Origin of the sequence: Nostoc sp., from assembly GCF_036919895.1 — a bacterium.
Lineage (GTDB): Bacteria > Cyanobacteriota > Cyanobacteriia > Cyanobacteriales > Nostocaceae > Nostoc.
Map to the genome: position 1 here is coordinate 70,910 of NZ_JBALBW010000068.1, position 19,838 is coordinate 90,747.

The following is a 19,838-nucleotide window of genomic DNA, read 5'->3' on the forward strand; positions in this document are numbered from 1 at the left end:
GATGATGGTGAAAGTACCCACAAAAATTTTGATGATGCGCTCTTGGTTACTAACTTATGGTGTGATGATTCTAGCAGTCATAGCGGCGCTGCTACTGACGGGACTGTTTTTACCAGTCTTCGATCCGAGCGTATTTACATTATTTTATGCTGCTGTGGCAGTCAGCGCCTGGTCTGGTGGCATGGGACTTGGAGTATTGGCGATCGCTCTTTCTGTAACAACTGCGCTCTATTTTTTGATTGAGCCAGTCTATTCGTTCGATTTACTCAGCTTGAACGTCTTAGTACAATTAACCACATTCTCACTAGTATCCTTCTTAATTACTGCCCTCTCTTCAGAATTGCGAACTGCCAGAGGCAAAGCCGAGACAAGCCTGAAATTGTTGCGAAATAGCGAAATGCGGTTTAGCCGACTGGCAGAATCCAACATCATTGGAGTCATTGTCACTGATATCAAGAACGGCTCCATTATGGAAGCCAATGATGCTTTTCTGAAAATGGTCGGTTATACGCGAGAAGATTTGTCTGTTAACCAAATAAAGTGGCGTGAGATTACCCCACCTGAGTATCTTCTATTGAGTGAGCGTTCAGTAGAAGAACTGAAAACTACCGGAGTTTGTAAACCCTTTGAGAAAGAATATATCTGCAAAGATGGCACAAGAGTTCCCGTTTTGCTTGGTTCTGTCCTCGTGGAAGACAGTGAAGAAACTGTCATTGGCTTTGTTGTTGATTTGAGCGAACGCAAACAAGCCGAACAAATCTTGCGGGAAAAAGAAGAACGTCTGAGGTTAGCTAACGAGCGTTTTGAATTAGCAGCATCTGCGGTCAACTGTCTTATTTATGACTGGAATCTAGAACAGGATACTGTTGACAGAACTGATGGGTTAACCCGGATTTTGGGCTATTCCCTTGACATTGCTGAACCAACAGGTAATTGGTGGCTTGAACTTGTTCATCCAGAGGATTTGCAGCGCGTACAAGTTGCTTTGGCAAATGGCGATCGCTATGCTGTCGAATATCGCATTCGCAACCAAGAAAACCAGTACATCTATGTACTGGATCAGGGAATAGTGGTGCAACGGGATGCTGATGGAAAACCAGTCCGTATAGTTGGCAGCACTACAGATATTAGCGATGTCTACGACGAGCTTCGCTTACGCAAGGAAGCAGAGAAAGCGATCCAAGAAAGTGAAGAACGGCTCAGGAGTTTTGTCAAAGCAAATATAGTTGGCATTATCTTTGGTGATGTGAATGGTAGCATCACTGAAGCCAACGATGAGTTTTTGCGAATTGTGGGCTATACCCAAGCAGATATCCAGACAGGTAGATTGCGGTGGAGTGATATCACGCCATCTGAATATCAATATTTAGATGAACTGGCTCTTACCGAGGCCATAGCGAAGGGAACCTGTACACCTTATGAAAAGGAATGTATTCGCAAGGATGGTTCTATCGTCCCAGTTGTAGTTGGCTACTCCCTTTTAGGAGAATCGCGGCAGAAATCAGTTGCATTCATTCTCGATATTAGCGATCTCAAGCAAGCTAAAAAAGCGCTAAGTCAGAGTCAAGAGCAATTTCAAGCTTTTATGGACAATATTCCAGCCGCAGCATGGATTACCAATGCAGATGGACGTGTAATTTACCTAAGTCCGACTTATCTGAGCATATTTGATGTAGCAACAAAAAAAGCGATTAATAAAAACATTTTCGACCTCTACCCAGCCAAAATCGCTCAACCCCTCCTTGATAATATTAGAATGGTTGCCCAGACGAATCAGGTTGTTGAAACCATCGAGTCTGCCCCACGCATAGATGGCACTCTGGGCGAATTTTTGGTATATAAATTTCCTATTGCAAATACCTCTGGGCAACTTCTAGTCGGTGGGGTTGCAGTTGATATCACCGAACGCGAACGCATCCTTCGCGAACGCCAGCTTGCAGAACTTGCCTTGCAAAAGCGCAGCGAACGACTCAAACTGCTCTCGGAAACAACCAGTGATTTACTTTCAACCGAGCGCCCCTTGGATTTAATGAACAGCTTGTTTAACAAACTATCGGCGCAAATGGATTTGCATTTTTACTTCCACTATCTAATTGAGACACACGAAAATCAGCAGAAACTTCGGTTAGTAGCTTGGAACGGCATCAGTGAGGAAGTATTTCAAGCAATTGAATACCTGGAATTTAATCAATATATGTGCGGACTAATAGCGCAAGAACGCCGTCAAATTGTCGTCAATGATGTGCTGAACTCTACTCATCCAAATGCCGAGATTCTCCAGAATTTGGAAATTACAGCCTATGCCGGTCAACCCTTAATTGCTCAAGGAAAACTGCTTGGTGTCCTCTCCTTTGCCAGTCGCACCCGCACTAACTTCACCTCTGGGGAAATTGCTCTACTGCAAGCAACCTCCGATCAGATAGCGGTTGCTCTGGAACGCGCCGAGTTAATGACTTCGTTACAGCGACGGAAAGAAGAATTGATCCAAGCTAACCAGATTAAAGATGAGTTTTTGGCGGTTCTTTCTCACGAACTTCGCACGCCGCTAAACCCGATTTTGGGATGGTCGAAGTTACTGCAAACTAAAAAGTATGATGAAGCAACCACCACTCGCGCCCTCGAAACCATTGAGCGCAATGCCAAGCTTCAGACTCAACTAATTGAAGATTTGCTAGATGTCTCTCGGATTTTGCAAGGTAAACTGAGTCTGAATATTGCTCCTGTGAATCTGGAAACTGCGATCGCATCTGCAATAGAAACTGTACGTCTAGCCGCCCAAGCCAAATCTATTAATTTGCGATTTGCGATTTCAGATTTTGGATTAGAAAATTATCACATAAATTTAGAATCTATCGATTTTAACAACCAATCTGACAATCTCAAATCCCAAATCCAAGTTGCGCTTCCTGCACCCCAAAGGTGCGATTCCAAATTTATAGTAACAGGTGATTCCGGTCGCTTGCAGCAAGTTATCTGGAATCTACTTTCTAATGCGATTAAGTTTACGCCCCAAGGTGGAGAGGTGGAAATTAGTTTAGAGTCTGTTGGTTCTCAGGCTCAACTTCGAGTCACTGATACAGGTAAGGGAATTAGCCCAGATTTTTTACCATTCGTATTTGACTACTTTCGACAAGCTGATGGTGCAACTACCAGGAAATTTGGGGGCTTGGGATTAGGATTAGCTATTGTTCGTCACATCGTTGAGCTACATGGAGGCACAGTTAAGGCAGAAAGTTTAGGCGAAGAACAGGGAGCAACATTTACAGTCATGATACCGACGATCGAGATTCATCCAGATAGCTACCAGATCGATAGACAACCCGATCGTTTACCCGATCTAAATGGGGTGAAAGTTCTGCTTGTGGATGATGAGCGTGATACGCGAGAGTTAATTGCTTTCATTCTAGAGCAATCTGGCGCGGTAGTAACTCAGGCAGCATCGGCTGTGGAAGCATTACAAACTATGCCTCAGTTCCAGCCAAATTTGCTGTTAAGCGACATTGGAATGCCAGAAGTAGATGGCTACATGCTGATCCGTCAAATCAGAGCTATGTCACCAGAACAAGGAGGGACAATTCCAGCGATCGCTCTTACCGCTTATGCAGGTGAGGCCGATCGTCATCAGGCAATCGCCGCCGGATTTGGGCAGCATATCACCAAACCTGTGGAACCAGCTAAATTAATTCGAGCGATCGCTAACCTCATTTATAGTCGTAGCAACCTGCGTTAGATCCGCAACTTCTCAAAGAAGTCGCGGTTCTGGTGTTAATTGACAGACTTAATTAAGCTTACAACTCGTTCCTTAACTTCATCTCTAACCCGGCGAAAAACTTCAATTGATTGCCCTGCTGGATCGTCAAGTTGCCAATCTTCAAACACATCTCTTAACACCCACTCTTCGGGTAAATTAACACCACAACCACATAATGAAATTACAGCATTATAATCATTAGCATTGAAATCACTTACAGCTTTAGAAGTTTGATTGCTAATATCAATCCCAATTTCCGCCATAACCTCAACAGTGATGGGATCTACCTCACTTGCTGCCAAACCTGAACTAGCAACAGCAACCTTACCTTCTCCTAATATTCGCGTAAACCCCTCGGCCATTTGCGATCGGCGAGAATTATGCTTGCAAACAAACATTACTTTTTTCATGATGTTATTATTTCTTAATTGTTGACAGAATAAAAATCTGATAAACCTTAATTGGCATTCACTTCAAGCGCACTATTGGCAACTCTAGCGATTTCTTGTGCTGTTTTTTCTTTCCGTTCGCTGTGGCGGTCTGTTAAGTAATCAACCCGATCGCGCAATAGCAGCGTAAATTTGTAAAGTTCTTCCATAACGTCAATGACGCGATCGCGGTAAGGTGAATCTTTCATCGTCCCATCTTCGTTAAACTCTTGGTAAGCTTTCGCTACTGAAGACTGATTGGGAATTGTAAACATTCGCATCCACCGCCCCAAAATTCGTAGCGTATTAACGGCGTTAAAAGATTGAGAACCACCGCTAACCTGCATGATTGCTAAGGTTTTGCCTTGAGTCGGTCTGACTGCTCCTAAAGTTAAAGGAATCCAGTCAATTTGGTTTTTCATAATGCCAGTAATATTACCGTGCATCTCAGGAGAAGACCACACTTGCCCCTCAGACCAGATGCTCAATTCCCGTAATTCCTGTACCTTGGGATGAGTATCTGGCACACTGCCATAAATGGGTAATTCCCCAGGATTGAAAAACTGCACTTCTGCACCAAATTCTTGAATAATCCTTGCGGCTTCTTCAGCCAGTAGTCGGCTGTATGAACGCTCTCGGAGAGAACCGTATAGAATTAAAATTCTCGGTTTGCGATCGAAGATCATTGTGTAATAAAAGCTAGGTTGTGGCTAAATATAAATACTTACTTCCCTGCCAACTCTTGCAAGTATCAGGTTCTCGATTCAGGTGTTGTGAAATAACGTTTTTCAAACCAGAAGGCAACATTAACCAGACCAATCAACACAGGCACTTCCACCAGAGGCCCGACAACGGCAGCAAAAGCAACACCCGAATTAATGCCAAACACGGCAATTGCCACTGCGATCGCAAGTTCAAAATTATTTCCTGCCGATGTAAAAGCTACACTTACGGCTCTAGAATAGTCCGTCTTAACCCGCCAAGCCATGTAAAAGCTGACCACAAACATGATGATGAAGTAGACGATCATCGGAATTGCAATCTTTACCACATCTAAGGGTATCTGAACGATCAAATTCCCTTTCAAGCTGAACATAACCACGATTGTAAATAACAGAGCAATCAGCGTAATCGGGCTGATTTTAGGCACAAATTCCTCGTGATACCACTGTTTGCTTTTCACCTTTACTAAGAAAAAACGAGTGAAAAATCCAGCTAAAAAGGGAATACCGAGATAGATAAACACACTTTTGGCAATCTCGGCAATGCTGACATTCACAACACTACCTTGTAAGCCAAAAATTGGCGGCAGTACTGTGATGAAAAACCAGGCATAAGGACTATAAAAGATAACTTGAAAGATGCTGTTGAAGGCAACCAATCCAGCCGTGTATTCTGTATTGCCTCGCGCCAAGTCACTCCACACAACTACCATTGCAATACACCGGGCTAATCCAATCAGAATCAATCCCGTCATGTATTCTGGATAACCGTGTAAAAAAATAGTCGCCAGAGCAAACATCAAAATTGGCCCAATGATCCAATTCTGAAGTAGTGACACACCAAGAATTTTTCCGTTACGAAATACATCCCCCAACTCTTCATATCGCACCTTAGCTAGAGGCGGGTACATCATCAGAATTAACCCGATGGCAATTGGTATATTGGTTGCCCCTACTTGAAACTGATTGATAAAGACTTCTATTCCAGGAAAGAAACAGCCTAGACCAACACCAAGAGCCATTGCTAAAAAAATCCATAAGGTCAGGAAGCGGTCAATAAAAGAGAGGCGTTTTGAAGTTTTTTTGCTCATTACAGAGTTCATACAGCTTACATAATTTCAAATTTCATAATGAACAAGTTGGTTGGTTTGGATAATTACTTAGACGTTCCTTGACCTCACTCTTATAGGTAATTTTGAATGTATGCGTATATCATTTCAAGAAAACTTGATGTGTCAATATAAAGCATAGCACCAGATATCAATATATATCAAAAAAAATTGATGAATAGTGTTTTTCCTTTGTGGGCAATAGTTTTTAGGGGCGCATATCTATCTGTGCGCCCCTAATGTATTCCACCAAATTAAAAACATCTCTATTGCTCAGTCAAGCAGTTAGACAGTTGCCTGAAGATTGATAAACTTATCCCTAATCGCAGCAGGGATGGGCAGATGAAATTACGCTATTGTGACTAAAATCTGCCAAATACAGTTCTAAAACGCTAAATTGAGGCAAATTTAAACTGTAATAAATCCAGCGTCCTTCCTGACGGGAGTTAACTAAGCCAGCTTCCTTGAGGGTTTTCAGGTGAAAAGATAGTTTTGACTGACTTACCCCCAAGGCTTCGCATAAATCACATACACATAGTTCTCGCTGTCTTAAGAGTTCCAGCACACTAATTCTGAGGGGATCAGAAAGGGCGTGAAAGCCAGCAGCAATTAGATGAGGAATGGTGGCTGAGGAGGTGAGCATCAATTACAGTTTGATAAGGGTATGCTAACTAACTAACTCTATTGTGAACTAGAAACTAGAGCTTAGGTGCGTAGCATGTCGTCAATCTAAGTAGATGTAGTGGCGCGGCAAGGCTAAAATGTTGCAATAGATTTTAGAGAAAATTGAGATAAATCAATATTTTTTGCTTTGTCGCTAATGCACAACTTTAGGCTTGCCACGCCACTACATCTCTTTTCAAAAATCAAATATGAGTCCTATAGGATTATAGGAAAATTTTGTTTTTAACTATCTCTACTTTTTTACATGACATCAAACATCATCAGCCAAAATTTTAGTCATGTGATGTTGGGTTTATTTCCTCTATTCAACTAACGAGATCGGCGATCGCTTCTGAAGCAGAAACTACGCTTTCAGGTTGATAGCGGATACCTGCTTGCTTGAAGCGGTGTAAGGCTTCACCCAAGCGATCGCAATCTGCAATCAAACTAATGCGTACATAACCCTCACCCGCTACCCCAAAAGCGTTACCTGGGGTAAGAACAACACCAGTTTGCTGCAACACGTTTAGGGCAAAATCAGTGGAACCCATGCCCACAGGACACTTCACCCAAAGATACATTGTCGCCTTGGTTTTGGGGATATCCCAACCCAACTCTCCTAACCCATCAATGAGGAAATCGCGGCGGGTACGATAACGTTGTTGTACCTCGTGCAAATACACATCTGGCAACTGTAAAGCGGTTTCGGCTGCTGTTTGCAAAGCAGCAAAAATGCCGTAATCCAAGTTAGTTTTTAGTGTCCGTAAACCTTGAATTACATGGCGATTTCCCACCACAAACCCAACGCGCCAACCAGCCATATTGTAGGTTTTAGATAAGGTGTGAAATTCCACACCAATATCTTTTGCGCCGGGAATTTCTAGCAAGCTAGTGGGTTGATAACCATCAAAAGCTAACTCGGCATAACATAAATCATGCACCAGCAAAATTTCATATTTGCGGGCGAAGGCGACGATTTCTTCAAAGAATTCGCGGGGGGCTGTGGCAGCAGTGGGATTGCTGGGATAGTTGAAGTAGAGAATTTTAGCTTGTCTTGCAACTTCGTCAGGAATGGCAGCTAAATCAATTAACCAGTCATTTTCTGGTTTGAGAATCAAGCTGTGGATTTTGCCACCTGCGATCGCTGGGCCGCGAAAATGGGCGGGATAAGCGGGGGAAGGAACCAGAACTAAATCGCCAGGATTAACGTAGGCTAGTGCTAGATGGGTTAATCCTTCTTTAGAACCCAGCAATGGCAAGGCTTCACTATCAGGATCGAGAACCACACCATAACGGCGATGATACCAGTTGGTGATGGCACGGCGAAAACTAGCAGTCCCTTCAAAGGGTGGATAACCGTGATTGGCGGGATCTTTTAAAGCGGCGATCGCAGCTTCTACAACTGGTGCTGGCGTTGCACCATCGGGGTTTCCCATACCCAAATCAATTAAATCTAACCCTTGTTCCCGTGCTTTAGCTTTTAGTTCATCTAAACGGGCAAATACATAAGGTGGTAGTTTTTGTATGCGTTCTGCTGGGACAATCCAATTTAAACTCATAAAACCTCGTCACTGATTCCCTTGGGCGAAACTCGATTTGTAGTGTCTTTACTATCTATAGGTGCAGTGGTGGAAACCATTGCCGCCATCAACTGTTCTGGCGCGACTTTAAAGGGTAGTCGATGGATATCAGAATTAGGAACTAAAGCAATATCGGCAGATGTTTGCAACTCCCCTAATGTAATATTGCCCAATCCCAAATCACTTAATTTTTGGGGTAGTCCAATTTCTGTGTAGAACTTTAACAACTGTTGCCGTGCTGATGCTGCTAGTTGATTGCCTTGTAGCATTTCTTCTAAACGCAGTTGCACCAAAATCCCAAAAGCAACTTTTTCGCCATGAATACTGCCATGTCCTGAAATATGAGTTAAACCATTATGCACGGCATGGGCTGCAACTGTGCGACATTGCGCCCCTCCAAGTCCCCCAACTACCCCAGCTAATAAAACAGTTGCGTCTACGACTTCTCGCCAAACTTCACTACCTGGTTCATTCAAGGCGGCGGCTGACTTTTGCAAAAGGATATCTCGCAAAACTCGCGCTTGTTGCACCGCAGCAATAATTAAAGTGTCTTGCAAATGCCCACTGCTAACTGAGGCTTCGTACCATTTTGCGATCGCATCACCAATTCCAGCTACTAAAGTCCGTTGTGGCGCAGTTTTAATCAAGTCGTAATCAAGTATTAGTAAATCGGGACAACGAGATAGTCCTACATCGTAGAGAAATGCTCCATCTTCCGAATATACATTTGATAAAGCACTCCAAGCTGCACAGGTAGCCCCTGATGTCGGAATTGTCACCACTGGTAACTGCAACTGCTGTGCGAGTAATTTCGCTGTGTCTAAGGCTTTTCCGCCACCAACACCGACAATTACATTAGCTTTATGTTCTTTTGCCTTCTTCTGTAAAGATTTTAGGCTAGCTTCGCAGCAATCTGCACCATAAGAAGCTAGAGCAGAATGTAACTGTTGCGTTTCTAAAATTGGTTGCAAATTTTTTCGGCTGATGGCGAGAGTAGACTCACCCCCCACAATTAAGGGACGACTTCCCAAACAGGCGATCTCTGCTGCGGCGGCTGGTAACACCCCAGAACCACGGATTACTTTTGCTGGGGCGACTATGAGCGTAAATAATGCACTAGAGGTTTGAGTAGACAAAGAAGTTTGAGTAGAAAGTTGATTAGACATATAATCTAGTTTGCCAAAACCCTGATATTTCTTAATCTAATAGACTTGCAACGAGTTATAGTTGTTGCTTTATGGCAACAAACTTGCATCTGACTAAACTAGGTTTTAACCGATCTAATCGCCAACTGCTTAAGTAATTTAACGACGTTGCTTGAATTTGTGATGTCCATTAGCCTGAAATTCCGAACTATCAAAGTTTTGAATAACCGTATGATTAATTAACATTACCATTGCTACATCAACTCTGGACATCCTTCCTTTCTTTGACGTTTCATCAGGTGGAGTCGGCATATCAGTTCCCTCTGCGTCCAGACACGGTTTAGCCATCCGTATTTTAAATACCTAAAGTAGCAGTTTTTCTAGGTTTTGTACTGTGTTCCTGTCCTTATCTAGACTGATTCTACAACTTTTGACAGTCAAAGATTCTCATTGCTCGCGGCATATCCAGCGTTAGCACGTCTCAAACACCGTTAGCAGAGGGATTATGATACAGGATCTGATCCCAATTCTGTCTTAATGAACACATTACCAATATCGACGGATCTCTCAAATTTGAATAATTTTTAACCACACAGTAGGGGTAATTCATGAATTGCCCCTACCTAAAAATCTCCTTCAATTTTTTAATAATACAAAAAATAAAGGGGGGGGTTCGTAACCACCCCTTTATCTCCCTAATATTTAGAATTTACTTGCAGCCCCTTAATGGGAATCCCCAGAGAGTTATTTTTGGGGCGATGGTGCTTGTGGCTACTCACCGACTGCGGGTTGTTGCACTAGATAGCCAAGAATAGCCATTCCCTAGATCCGAAAGAACTGATTTTCAAAAGCACGACCGGGCAAAGGCTGAATTTAAACATTTTAGATAAATGCTGGCGGGCCCACGATGCCGGCGGGTATCGCTATAGCGGTGTCGTAACAGAATTAGCTGACCAGGGCATAATTCCCTACCTAAAGGCTTATAGCACTCGCCATACTTTCGCTACTTGGGCGATCGCTTCTGGGGCATCACCAGAAAAGGTGGCTTACTGGATCGGGGATAACGTCCAAACAGTTTTGAGGTACTACTGCCATCCAGATGTCACCAAAGCAGAATGTCCAGATTTTTGAATACTACTCATCTGCTACTCAAAAACGGCTTGAGAATGCTTGTAATCTAGTTGGGAGGTAATTCCAAACTCATTTCACCCAACAAGCCTTTGCGAAAATCTGTTAAAAGTTGTCTTGCGGCTCGCTCTACATCACCTTTGTAACGATGCTCCGCCAAGGCGTGTAAATAAGTATCTCCGGTGTCGGATGTCGAATCGAGTTTGTAACGGGACTGTAATGGTTTTTTGGGTAACAAATCTGTAGTTACAGCTTCCAAATAGTTGAATAAATCCACTAGGGCTGCTGCTACTAGTTGGTTATCATAAGATGCTTCACCAATATCATCACAAATGGCTAATTTCAATGCTGCGTCTTGATCTTCTAATCTTAGAGGGATGACACCAGGAGCATCTAGCAATTCTAAATGTTCAGAAATTCGCACCCAACGCAGTTGGCGAGTTACCCCAGGACGGGCTGCACTTTCCACTACTCGCCGTCCCAAGAGGCGGTTAATTAAAGCTGATTTACCGACATTGGGAAAACCAATTACCACAGCCCGGACTGGACGGGGTAACATTCCGCGATCGCTTCTTCTTTGATTGAGTTCTACTCCGGCGGCTTGCGCGGCTCGCGCTACTTCTGCTATACCTTTACCATGTTGAGCATTGGTAAAATAAGGGACTTCTCCTTGACGTTTAAACCAATCTATCCACAGCGATCGCATTTGCGGCGTAATCATATCTACTCGGTTCAAGATCAACACCCGTGTCTTACCCTCCACCCATTCACCTATTTGGGGATGGTGAGTCGCTAAGGGAATCCGTGCGTCTCGTACCTCAAATACCACATCTACGCGCTTTAGCTGTTCTTTAAGCTTCTTTTCAGCCTTAGCAATGTGACCTGGATACCATTGAATCAGGTTTAATCTATAGTTTTGAGTTATAGCCACAGTAAATTACCAAATAAATTATTATTACTTATCAATTATCGTTCACTGGGGCTTGATGTAGAATAATCCGATTACCATCAGGGTCATAGGCATAAATTTCTCTCCCGTGGGAAGCAATGGAAATATCTCCTGGTGGTGGATAGCCTAAAGCTGTTAAGTGAGCGATCGCATCTTCTAAGTTACTCACCTCTAAACACAAACCGATCTTACTTTTGGTGACAGCTTCAAATTCCGATTCGTTTGTGTTCTTGGGTTTAAAAATACCTAATTGCATACCAAGCAAATTAAACTCAGCATAGACATTCGGAATCAAAATAACTGGCTTTTGCTCCAGGAATTTAGTATAGAAATTTACTAAATTCTCGCAATTAACCGACGCTATGGTGACAAATGCGTTAGTGTACTGAAAAACCATATTTGCCTATCGCCCTTTGAAGTTTTGACTCAACTTTGTCTAAATGCGATCGCAGCGATCGTTTCACATATTTCTAAATTCTCAGCTAATCACTGCTTCCGCTCCACAGTAGATATATGCCACAAGATAGCTGTTTTTTGAATATATATATGTTGTGAAAATTTGGCACAAGTATCTGAAAGATAAAAAGAAGTTAAAAACTACAGATAAAAGAGTTGTGTTACTTACGTATAGATGCTTGGATGTTCAGGTAGTGCTGCGAGAACAACAAGAACGCCTATAGGACAATCTGCAATGTCTAGTGGAGTCTTTAGAACAAACGAAAAGAGCGGGTTTTTAGAAGTCAGTGGATTTTCATAAATAACCTTATAGGTTTTGGCATTTTATTTCATCTCACTACCTAAAAAATTTCTCCAAAATAATTCAAGTATAGCTATTATTTATTACTATCTCTGGGATGCTCAATTCCCTTACTAAAGTAAGATGTGCGTTCATTATCTAAATCGTTATTATATTTATGAAATAGAAGTTCCAGTCAAAGGAATGAGGTTAAGTAATGGCAATTAAATTTAAAGTTCCGAATATTAAAGGCGATGAGTGTGCCAAGAAAATAACTAAATCTATTTTGACTATGGAATCTGATGCCAAAGTAGATGTGAACGTTGGTGCTAAAACTGTAACTGTAGATACTGCGGCTTCTGAAGAATCTATTAAACAGATAATTCAATCTGCTGGTTTTACAATAGAAGGCTATTAATTTTACTTCTAAATTTCTGAGCAGATTTAGATGAAGTAATTTAGCCAGCACAATTGCTTAGTCATATATTCGCCCGGTTTCCGGGCAGAATATTAATAAAGAGTATTTTCCTCTTCTGACACGCTTGAGTTATAAGCTGCAACAGATACAGTGTTAGCGTATATTTGTTTGCTCCGACAAAGGTATTAAATTTTGCGGTAATATTTTTAAGTCAAGAACGGATTAGCATGGGGTCATAAATTTGACATTCCTGAACACCAGAGTTGCTCAAAATCAAGCTAGCCTGATCAAGCTCTTTGTCTGTGCCACTAAGGATAAATATGTAATTGCCTTGAGCAATTTGCTCGTTGTAAAAGCGTGCCCATTCATCTGCTATTCCTAGCCTTATCGCGTCAAAACGCTCACTTAAATTAATACCAGTTAACCCAATCAATTGAGAAAAGTCTTTGCAAATTAAAGACATTTGATTGGCTGAAAAACCTGCGACATACATATCGGTAATTGCGACTTCAACATTATCTATGTTATCAAAGCAACTAATCGCATATTTGCTCAAAATCCCACTTATATTAGGAGTGGAAGTTGTCGTGGGTAGATAATTTGTAGGTAATTGCTCACTATTGAGAGGCTCGTAAATACCAAACTCTTCAATACCCCAACGGTGTAGGATTGCTTCTACTTTAGCAATTTCAAAAGATGTGCAATCCACGATGATGAAATAATGTCCATGCTCTACTCGCTCGTTATATGCTTTAGCTTGCTCTTCGGATATTCCCCAACCAACTAGCGCACCAGCAAAAGTCCCAGTAGCAGCACCAATACTTGCACCAACAAGGGTTGTAACCAAAGCAGTTGCAGCCGCGCCAGCCAGCATTATTGGCCCAACTCCAGGGATTGCTAAAGTCCCAAGACCTACTAATAAACCGGTCAAGCCGCCAACCGCGCCCCCTGAAAGTCCTCCTACTGTTGCACCTTCGTCGGCTTTATCACCAGTGCGCTCTTTAATTTCATCATCGGTAATCTGATGATTGCGCTCTGCATTCTGTACAACTACAGATACTTTTTCCATCGCCAAGCCAGAATCTCTCAACTCATGTAACGCCTGTTCTGCATCTCGACGATGAGTAAATACGCCTATAGCACGTTGATTTTGACTTAAAGCCATTATTACTCCTTAATAGCAGGGGAAATTAATTTCCCATAAATCTAGTTTTTTATTACCTGTAATTTTAAATACTACTTTATTTAACTCGAAACTATCCTAAGTAATAAAAATCATTACGGTTAAGGTAAGAGACGCGATGAATCGCCGTCTCTACAATAATCAGACGCGATGAAAACCCGACCAACGGATTCTCTTGTTTAAAAAATCTGTTGATCGGGTTTAGCCATTCATAAAAAATTAGCTGAGATTACACTCTGTCTATTTTGATAGTTCTGGGGTGAAGAGAATGCGCTTGTCATTTATGCTATCAAATGCAGGTGTAGGCCAGCGATCGACTACTTTGCCTAGAATTGACATCTCTTGAACTAAGCGGTCAAATTTATCAGGGGTGAGAGATTGAGGCCCGTCAGATAGAGCTTTTGCGGGATTGAGGTGGACTTCAATCATCAAGGCATCTGTACCAGCTGCGATCGCAGCCATTGCCATTGATGGAACATATTCTGACCTACCAGTACCATGACTAGGATCGATCATAATCGGTAAATGGGTTAGCGATCGCAATACCGGAAGCACAGATAAATCTAAAGTATTGCGGGCATATTTGCCATCAAAGGTTCTGATTCCCCGCTCACAAAGAATTACATTTGGATTTCCAGATGCCAAAATATATTCTGCTGCCATCAACCACTCGTCAATTGTGGCAGACATCCCCCGCTTCAGCAGCACAGGTTTATCTTGAGCGCCTACCTTTTTCAGTAACGAAAAGTTATGCATATTTCGCGCTCCGATTTGGATGATGTCAGCTGTTCTCGCCACTGCTGATAAATCCGCAGCATCCATCAATTCTGTGACAATACCCAAACCAGTAGCTTCCCGCGCTGCTGCTAATAAATCTAAAGCGCTTTCACCATAACCTTGAAAGGCATAAGGTGAAGTGCGGGGTTTGTAGGCTCCACCACGGAGAAATTGCGCTCCTGCTGCCTTGACGCGCTTTGCTGTTTCGACAATCATCGCTTCATTTTCAACGGAACAAGGCCCAGCTACGATTACGATTGGATGATGTTCGCCGAAATAGACATCACCGTTGGGTGTAGGTACGACAACCTCGCTAGCTTCTCCATGTCGGAATTCTCGGCTTACCCGCTTGAAAGGTTGTTGCACTCGTAATACTTGCTCAATCCAAGGGTTGAATTCTTGAACCTGTAATTTATCGATGCTAGTGGTATCGCCAATTAGCCCTAGTACAACTTTATGAGTGCCAATGCTTTTTTCTACTGTGACTTTCCAAGTTTCACTCAGTTCTTGGCTGATGCGGGTAATTTCTTCAGCCGGTGTACCGTTTTTAAGTATGATAATCATCTGTTTTCCTTGTGTATAGTTTGTGGGTGTAAAAATTAATCATTGCAAGTCAATGCATTGGCATTGCAGGTCAACGTATTGGCATTGCAAGTCGATGCATTAACATTGCAGGTCAATGCATTAACATTGCAGGTCGATGCATTGGCATTGCAGGTCAAAGATACAGCACTTCCTGCTGCTATGAGGTACAGATACTTGGAATGCTATTAGCACAGGCAAACGGTAATTCGATCAATTAGTGTACCTCATAACTTCGGGAAGTGCTGTATAAGGCAGCTTTAGAAAACTTGTCTGTAAATCGTAGCCTCGTAGAAGAGTCAGGCTGGGTGGGAGAGATTCGTCTAGCGCAAAAATTCAGCAAGTTGTTCTAGTTTTGTCCAAGCCGCGCCGCTTTGCAGAATTTCCTTAGCAAGGACAATACCTTTAACACAACCAACTAAAATATCTGTTTCCCCATGAATGGCTTCACCAACTTGCAGGGCTAAGGCTGTATTTAAAGCGACAACATCTTGCTGCGCTTGCGTACCTTTACCTTGAAGAACTGCCTTCAAGATTTCGGCATTTTCTTGGACATCTCCACCATGCAACGCCGCAGTTGGGGCAAAACTCAAACCAAGTTCTTGAGGGTTCAGCGTTAGAGAACGCACCTTTTTATCTTGGAGTACAGCCAAGTCCGTGACATCCGCTAAACCAGCTTCATCTAAACGTTCGCGTCCATGAACTGCGATCGCTTGCTGACATCCCAATTGCGATAAAGCTTGAACAATTTCTTCTAGTAAAAGCGGATCGTTCACACCAATAATTTGCCCTGTCGGCCGCATCGGATTCACTAGCGGGCCGAGTAAGTTAAAAACAGTCCGCACTTTCAAAGTTTTTCGCAAAATAGCGATCGCTTTGAGTGCAGGATGCCAACCGGGAGCAAACAAAAAGGTGATTCCCACTTCACCCACTGCGGCTTGTACTTTCTCAGGAGTGGCGTTGAGATTTATCTCCAACGCTTCTAGTACATCAGCCGAACCAGTCTTGCTAGATGCTGAACGATTGCCATGTTTGGCAACCTTTACCCCAGCAGCGGCGGCAACAAAAGCGACAGCAGTCGAGATATTAAAGGTTGAAGCGCCATCTCCACCAGTTCCACAGGTGTCAATTAGAGGGATTGGGGACTGGGTACTGGGTACTGGGGATTGGGATTGTAAGACGGTGGCCATGCCGACTAATTCTTGGGCGGAGACACCTTTGGCTTGGATTGCGGCTAAAATTGCTCCTGATAGGACATGGGGAATGGCATCTGTGAGCCAACCTTGCATCAAATCTGTAGCTTGGGAAACCGTCAACGATTGCCGATTTAACAACTGTTGCAATAACGCTGGCCAGTTGTAGAACTCAGGAGTAACGAGGATTTCAGGTGGAATTTGAGTTACAGCTATCATAATTTAGTCATTGGTCATTGGTCATCGGTCATTGGTGATTTACAAAGGACAAATGACAAATTAAGGAATCAGGAATTTGGCGACTGTTTGCACATCCTTGTCACCTCTGCCGGAACAATTGATGACAATGCGGGGATTGCCTTCTAACTGAGGGCAAAGGGTTTCGAGATATGCGATCGCATGAGCAGTTTCCAAAGCTGGGATAATTCCTTCTAGTTGCGAGAGTCTTTGAAATGCATCTAATGCTTGCTTATCAGTCACACTGTAATATTCGGCGCGACCAAGATCCTTTAAATAACTATGCTCAGGGCCAACGCCGGGATAATCTAACCCGGCACTAATTGAATGAGCTTCGATAACTTGACCATCATCATCTTGCAGTAAATAGCTCATTGCACCATGCAATACACCTATTTTTCCTTTTGTCAAGGTAGCAGCGTGTTTTTCTGTATCTACACCTTCACCTGCCGCTTCGACTCCAATGAGACGCACGGAAGATTCATGCACAAATTCATTGAATAATCCAATCGCATTGGAACCTCCACCCACGCAAGCCAGTAAAATATCTGGTAATCCTCCCCATTTTTCCTGGGACTGAGCGCGAGTTTCTACGCCAATTACCGCGTGGAAGTCACGGACAATCATCGGGTAGGGATGAGGCCCGGCAACTGAACCCAAGATGTAATGGGTTGTTTCTACATTAGTTACCCAATCTCGAATGGCTTCAGAAGTTGCATCCTTGAGAGTTCCCGTACCTGCTTCTACTGGACGAACTTCAGCCCCCATTAATTTCATGCGGAAGACATTTAAAGATTGGCGTTCCATATCGTGGATGCCCATGTAAATTACGCATTTCAAACCAAACCGCGCACATACAGTTGCAGTCGCTACGCCGTGTTGTCCTGCGCCTGTCTCGGCAATAATCCGTTGCTTACCCATGCGTTTAGCGAGTAATACTTGAGCTAAAGCATTATTAATTTTGTGAGCGCCTGTATGATTTAAATCTTCACGCTTTAAATAAATTTGCGGCCCTGTGCCATCTGGTCTAGCGTAGTTTGTTGTCAGGCGTTCGGCAAAATATAATGGGCTGGGTCGTCCTACATAATCGCGCAGTAAGTTTTGCAGTTCTGCTTGGAAACTCGGCTCGTCGCGATATTGATGAAATGCTGCTTCTAATTCACTTAATGCGGGCATTAAGGTTTCGGGGACATATTTACCGCCGAATCTGCCAAATCTGCCTAAAGAATCTGGTTGGATAGTTGCAGTCTTGATGTCTTGTATGCTTACCACTGGTTAAAATCCTTTTACGTTCAAATATATTTTCGAATTTCCTCTGTGTTCTCTGTGCCTCTGCGGTTCGTTATTTTTTATCGAACCACAGAGGCGCAGAGGGCACAGAGAGAAGAAAGAGGTTTTTTACTTAGCCGAACCAACTTGTTGCAGGGATACTGGGGTAATTGCTGCTTTGAGTTCTCGACAAAGCTTTTCTACTGCTTGTAGTCCTTCGGTTGGGCTACCTTCAGCTAACCGTTTGACAAAGGCACTACCAACAATCACGGCATCTGCTCCCCATGCCATTACTTGATGCGCTTGTTCTGACCCGGAAATACCAAAACCAACTCCGATAGGTTTATCGGTGACGCTTCGCAAGTCGGTAATTAAATCTTTTACGCGGTCTTGGATTTGAGCGCGGATACCTGTAACACCTGTAACACTTACCAGATAGATAAAACCCTGAGATTGACGAGCGATCGCTAAAATCCTATCCTTCGAACTGGTAGGAGCTACAAGTAAAATTACCTCAATCCCAAAAGATGCAGCAGTCTGGATTAATTCTTCTGCTTCTTCTAAGGGTAAGTCTGGCACTACCAAGCCTCGCGCCCCAGCAGCAGCAATTTGTGCCAAAAATGTCTTAATACCCCGGTGCAAAATGGGATTGTAATAAGTAAATAGAATGATTGGCGCTTTCAAGGTAGGAGTTACAGCTTGCAACATCTCTAATACTTGCTCTAATTTCGTGCCTTTTTGTAAAGCGCGAGTTGCGGCTGCTTGAATTACAGGCCCATCTGCGAGAGGATCGGAGTAGGGAATGCCTAACTCGATGAAGTCAGCACCATTGCGATCTAAGATGCGTAAAGCTTCGGCAGTGGTTTCTAAGTTAGGATCACCTGCTGTGATAAAGGGGATTAAAGCACACTGTTGGCGAGTCTCCTGCGGAGAAGCTTCGCTAACGCGTAAAGTTTGAAACTTAGATGAGATAGAAGTCATTCTGAAAAATAGTTAATGATTAGTTAATAATTCTAGAAAAATCAACATTTAGCAATTAGCGATACCCACGCTAAATTTTTCGTTAACGAGTCTTTGAACTCCGTCGTCGAGTATTAGAGCTTTATTTTTTGAAAAAGATTCTGCACAGCTTGTTCTACATCGCTTTGTTTAACTAAAGACTCGCCGACTAAAACCGCACGCACACCAGCTTCCGCAACAAGAGATAAATCAGCAGGTGTATAGAATCCAGACTCGCTGACGACAGTAATATCCAAATTTTGCAAATATTGCTGACGCTGTGCTAAAAGTTGCTGTGTTATTCCTAAATCAACCGTGAAATCATCTAGATTGCGATTGTTGATTCCCACTAAACGTAAGTCGTCAAGCTTAAGCACCCTATCTAGTTCAGCCAAAGTATGGACTTCCACCAGTGCATTCATACCCAAATCATGAATCACTTGCAAAAAGCTTTGCAGTTCTTGGTCTGATAATATAGCTGCAATCAACAAAACGGCATCTGCGCCTGCTGTCCGTGCTAAATAAATTTGATAGGGGTTAATGATGAACTCCTTGCAGAGAAGGGGTAATGAAACGTGCGATCGCACACGCCGCAGATTATCAAAACTGCCTTGAAAAAACTTATAATCGGTGAGGACTGATAGACAAGCTGCACCACCTCGTTCATAAGCTTGAGCGATCGCTACTGGGTCAAAATCCGCCCGAATAATCCCACGGCTAGGTGATGCCTTTTTTACCTCAGCAATTAAGCTAGGTTGGTTAGGATTTTGTTGTAAAGCAGCTAAGAAATTTCGGACAGGTGGAGCAGTAATTAACTGCTGTTGCAAAGAAGCTAAAGGAAGTTCTTGCTGCATCTGTGCAACCTCTTGCCTTTTATCCAATACAATCTCTTCAAGAATATGGCGAGAAGTTGTAACTTGCTTAATCATAAAATTCTTAGGGAAGGGCAATAATTTCCTACTCTTGACA

Annotated in this window: 17 protein-coding genes; 2 read left to right on the forward strand and 15 right to left on the reverse strand. The window is 42.9% G+C overall.

Translation table 11 applies throughout. The annotated features are described in order from the left end of the window. Position 1 precedes the first annotated feature (1 nt). A complete protein-coding gene (locus V7K55_RS12960) occupies positions 2-3,730 on the forward strand; it encodes a hybrid sensor histidine kinase/response regulator (RefSeq protein WP_334831825.1) in 3,729 nt (1,242 codons plus the stop codon). 35 nt (positions 3,731-3,765) lie between these two features. Here the strand turns inward: V7K55_RS12960 and arsC are convergent, their stop codons facing one another. The 9 genes from arsC to V7K55_RS13005 form a co-directional block, all read right to left on the reverse strand. Then, on the reverse strand, positions 3,766-4,161 hold the full coding sequence (arsC, locus tag V7K55_RS12965) for an arsenate reductase, glutathione/glutaredoxin type (RefSeq protein ID WP_334831827.1): 396 nt from the start codon (positions 4,159-4,161) through the stop codon (positions 3,766-3,768). 47 nt (positions 4,162-4,208) lie between these two features. Next, the gene (arsH, locus tag V7K55_RS12970; protein WP_334831829.1) at positions 4,209-4,865 is read right to left on the reverse strand and encodes an arsenical resistance protein ArsH; all 657 of its coding nucleotides are present in this window, start codon (positions 4,863-4,865) and stop codon (positions 4,209-4,211) included. 65 nt (positions 4,866-4,930) lie between these two features. Then, a complete protein-coding gene (gene arsB, locus V7K55_RS12975; RefSeq protein ID WP_334831831.1) occupies positions 4,931-5,992 on the reverse strand; it encodes an ACR3 family arsenite efflux transporter in 1,062 nt (353 codons plus the stop codon). 337 nt (positions 5,993-6,329) lie between these two features. Next, complete coding sequence (locus V7K55_RS12980) at positions 6,330-6,653, reverse strand: ArsR/SmtB family transcription factor (protein WP_334831833.1); 324 nt, start codon at positions 6,651-6,653, stop codon at positions 6,330-6,332. 346 nt (positions 6,654-6,999) lie between these two features. Continuing rightward, positions 7,000-8,232, reverse strand: a complete 1,233-nt coding sequence (locus tag V7K55_RS12985; RefSeq protein ID WP_334831835.1) for an aspartate aminotransferase — start codon at positions 8,230-8,232, stop codon at positions 7,000-7,002. Next, positions 8,229-9,419, reverse strand: a complete 1,191-nt coding sequence (locus V7K55_RS12990) for an iron-containing alcohol dehydrogenase family protein (protein ID WP_334831837.1) — start codon at positions 9,417-9,419, stop codon at positions 8,229-8,231. The genes V7K55_RS12985 and V7K55_RS12990 overlap by 4 nt, the downstream gene beginning before the upstream one ends. Positions 9,420-9,557: 138 nt before the next feature. Continuing rightward, positions 9,558-9,746 (reverse strand): hypothetical protein, encoded by a 189-nt coding sequence (locus V7K55_RS12995; protein WP_334831839.1) that lies wholly within the window; start codon positions 9,744-9,746, stop codon positions 9,558-9,560. 829 nt (positions 9,747-10,575) lie between these two features. Then, positions 10,576-11,457 (reverse strand): ribosome biogenesis GTPase YlqF, encoded by an 882-nt coding sequence (gene ylqF, locus V7K55_RS13000; RefSeq protein ID WP_334831841.1) that lies wholly within the window; start codon positions 11,455-11,457, stop codon positions 10,576-10,578. Between the two features lie 31 nt (positions 11,458-11,488). Further along, positions 11,489-11,872: a VOC family protein gene (locus V7K55_RS13005; protein WP_334831843.1), complete on the reverse strand. Its 384-nt coding sequence runs from the start codon at positions 11,870-11,872 to the stop codon at positions 11,489-11,491. Positions 11,873-12,428: 556 nt separating this feature from the next. On the opposite strand from V7K55_RS13005, the gene V7K55_RS13010 reads away from it, so the two are divergent. Beyond that, the gene (locus tag V7K55_RS13010; protein ID WP_334831845.1) at positions 12,429-12,629 is read left to right on the forward strand and encodes a heavy-metal-associated domain-containing protein; all 201 of its coding nucleotides are present in this window, start codon (positions 12,429-12,431) and stop codon (positions 12,627-12,629) included. Between the two features lie 211 nt (positions 12,630-12,840). On the opposite strand, the gene V7K55_RS13015 is transcribed toward V7K55_RS13010, so the two are convergent. The 6 genes from V7K55_RS13015 to trpC all read right to left on the reverse strand — a co-directional run bounded on the left by V7K55_RS13015 (position 12,841) and on the right by trpC (position 19,798). Further along, positions 12,841-13,794 (reverse strand): general stress protein, encoded by a 954-nt coding sequence (locus tag V7K55_RS13015; protein WP_334831847.1) that lies wholly within the window; start codon positions 13,792-13,794, stop codon positions 12,841-12,843. Positions 13,795-14,052: 258 nt separating this feature from the next. Beyond that, complete coding sequence (gene aroF / locus V7K55_RS13020) at positions 14,053-15,153, reverse strand: 3-deoxy-7-phosphoheptulonate synthase (RefSeq protein ID WP_334831849.1); 1,101 nt, start codon at positions 15,151-15,153, stop codon at positions 14,053-14,055. Positions 15,154-15,494: 341 nt separating this feature from the next. Further along, entirely contained in the window at positions 15,495-16,583 is a 1,089-nt protein-coding gene (gene trpD / locus V7K55_RS13025) for an anthranilate phosphoribosyltransferase (RefSeq protein WP_334831851.1), read from the reverse strand. A gap of 60 nt (positions 16,584-16,643) precedes the next feature. Continuing rightward, positions 16,644-17,873 (reverse strand): tryptophan synthase subunit beta, encoded by a 1,230-nt coding sequence (gene trpB / locus V7K55_RS13030; protein WP_334831853.1) that lies wholly within the window; start codon positions 17,871-17,873, stop codon positions 16,644-16,646. Positions 17,874-17,999: 126 nt separating this feature from the next. Then, positions 18,000-18,851 carry a tryptophan synthase subunit alpha gene (trpA, locus tag V7K55_RS13035; protein WP_334831855.1) on the reverse strand — a complete coding sequence of 284 codons (852 nt, stop codon included), beginning with the start codon at positions 18,849-18,851 and terminating at the stop codon, positions 18,000-18,002. Positions 18,852-18,964: 113 nt separating this feature from the next. Beyond that, complete coding sequence (gene trpC / locus V7K55_RS13040) at positions 18,965-19,798, reverse strand: indole-3-glycerol phosphate synthase TrpC (RefSeq protein ID WP_334831857.1); 834 nt, start codon at positions 19,796-19,798, stop codon at positions 18,965-18,967. Positions 19,799-19,838: the final 40 nt, after the last annotated feature.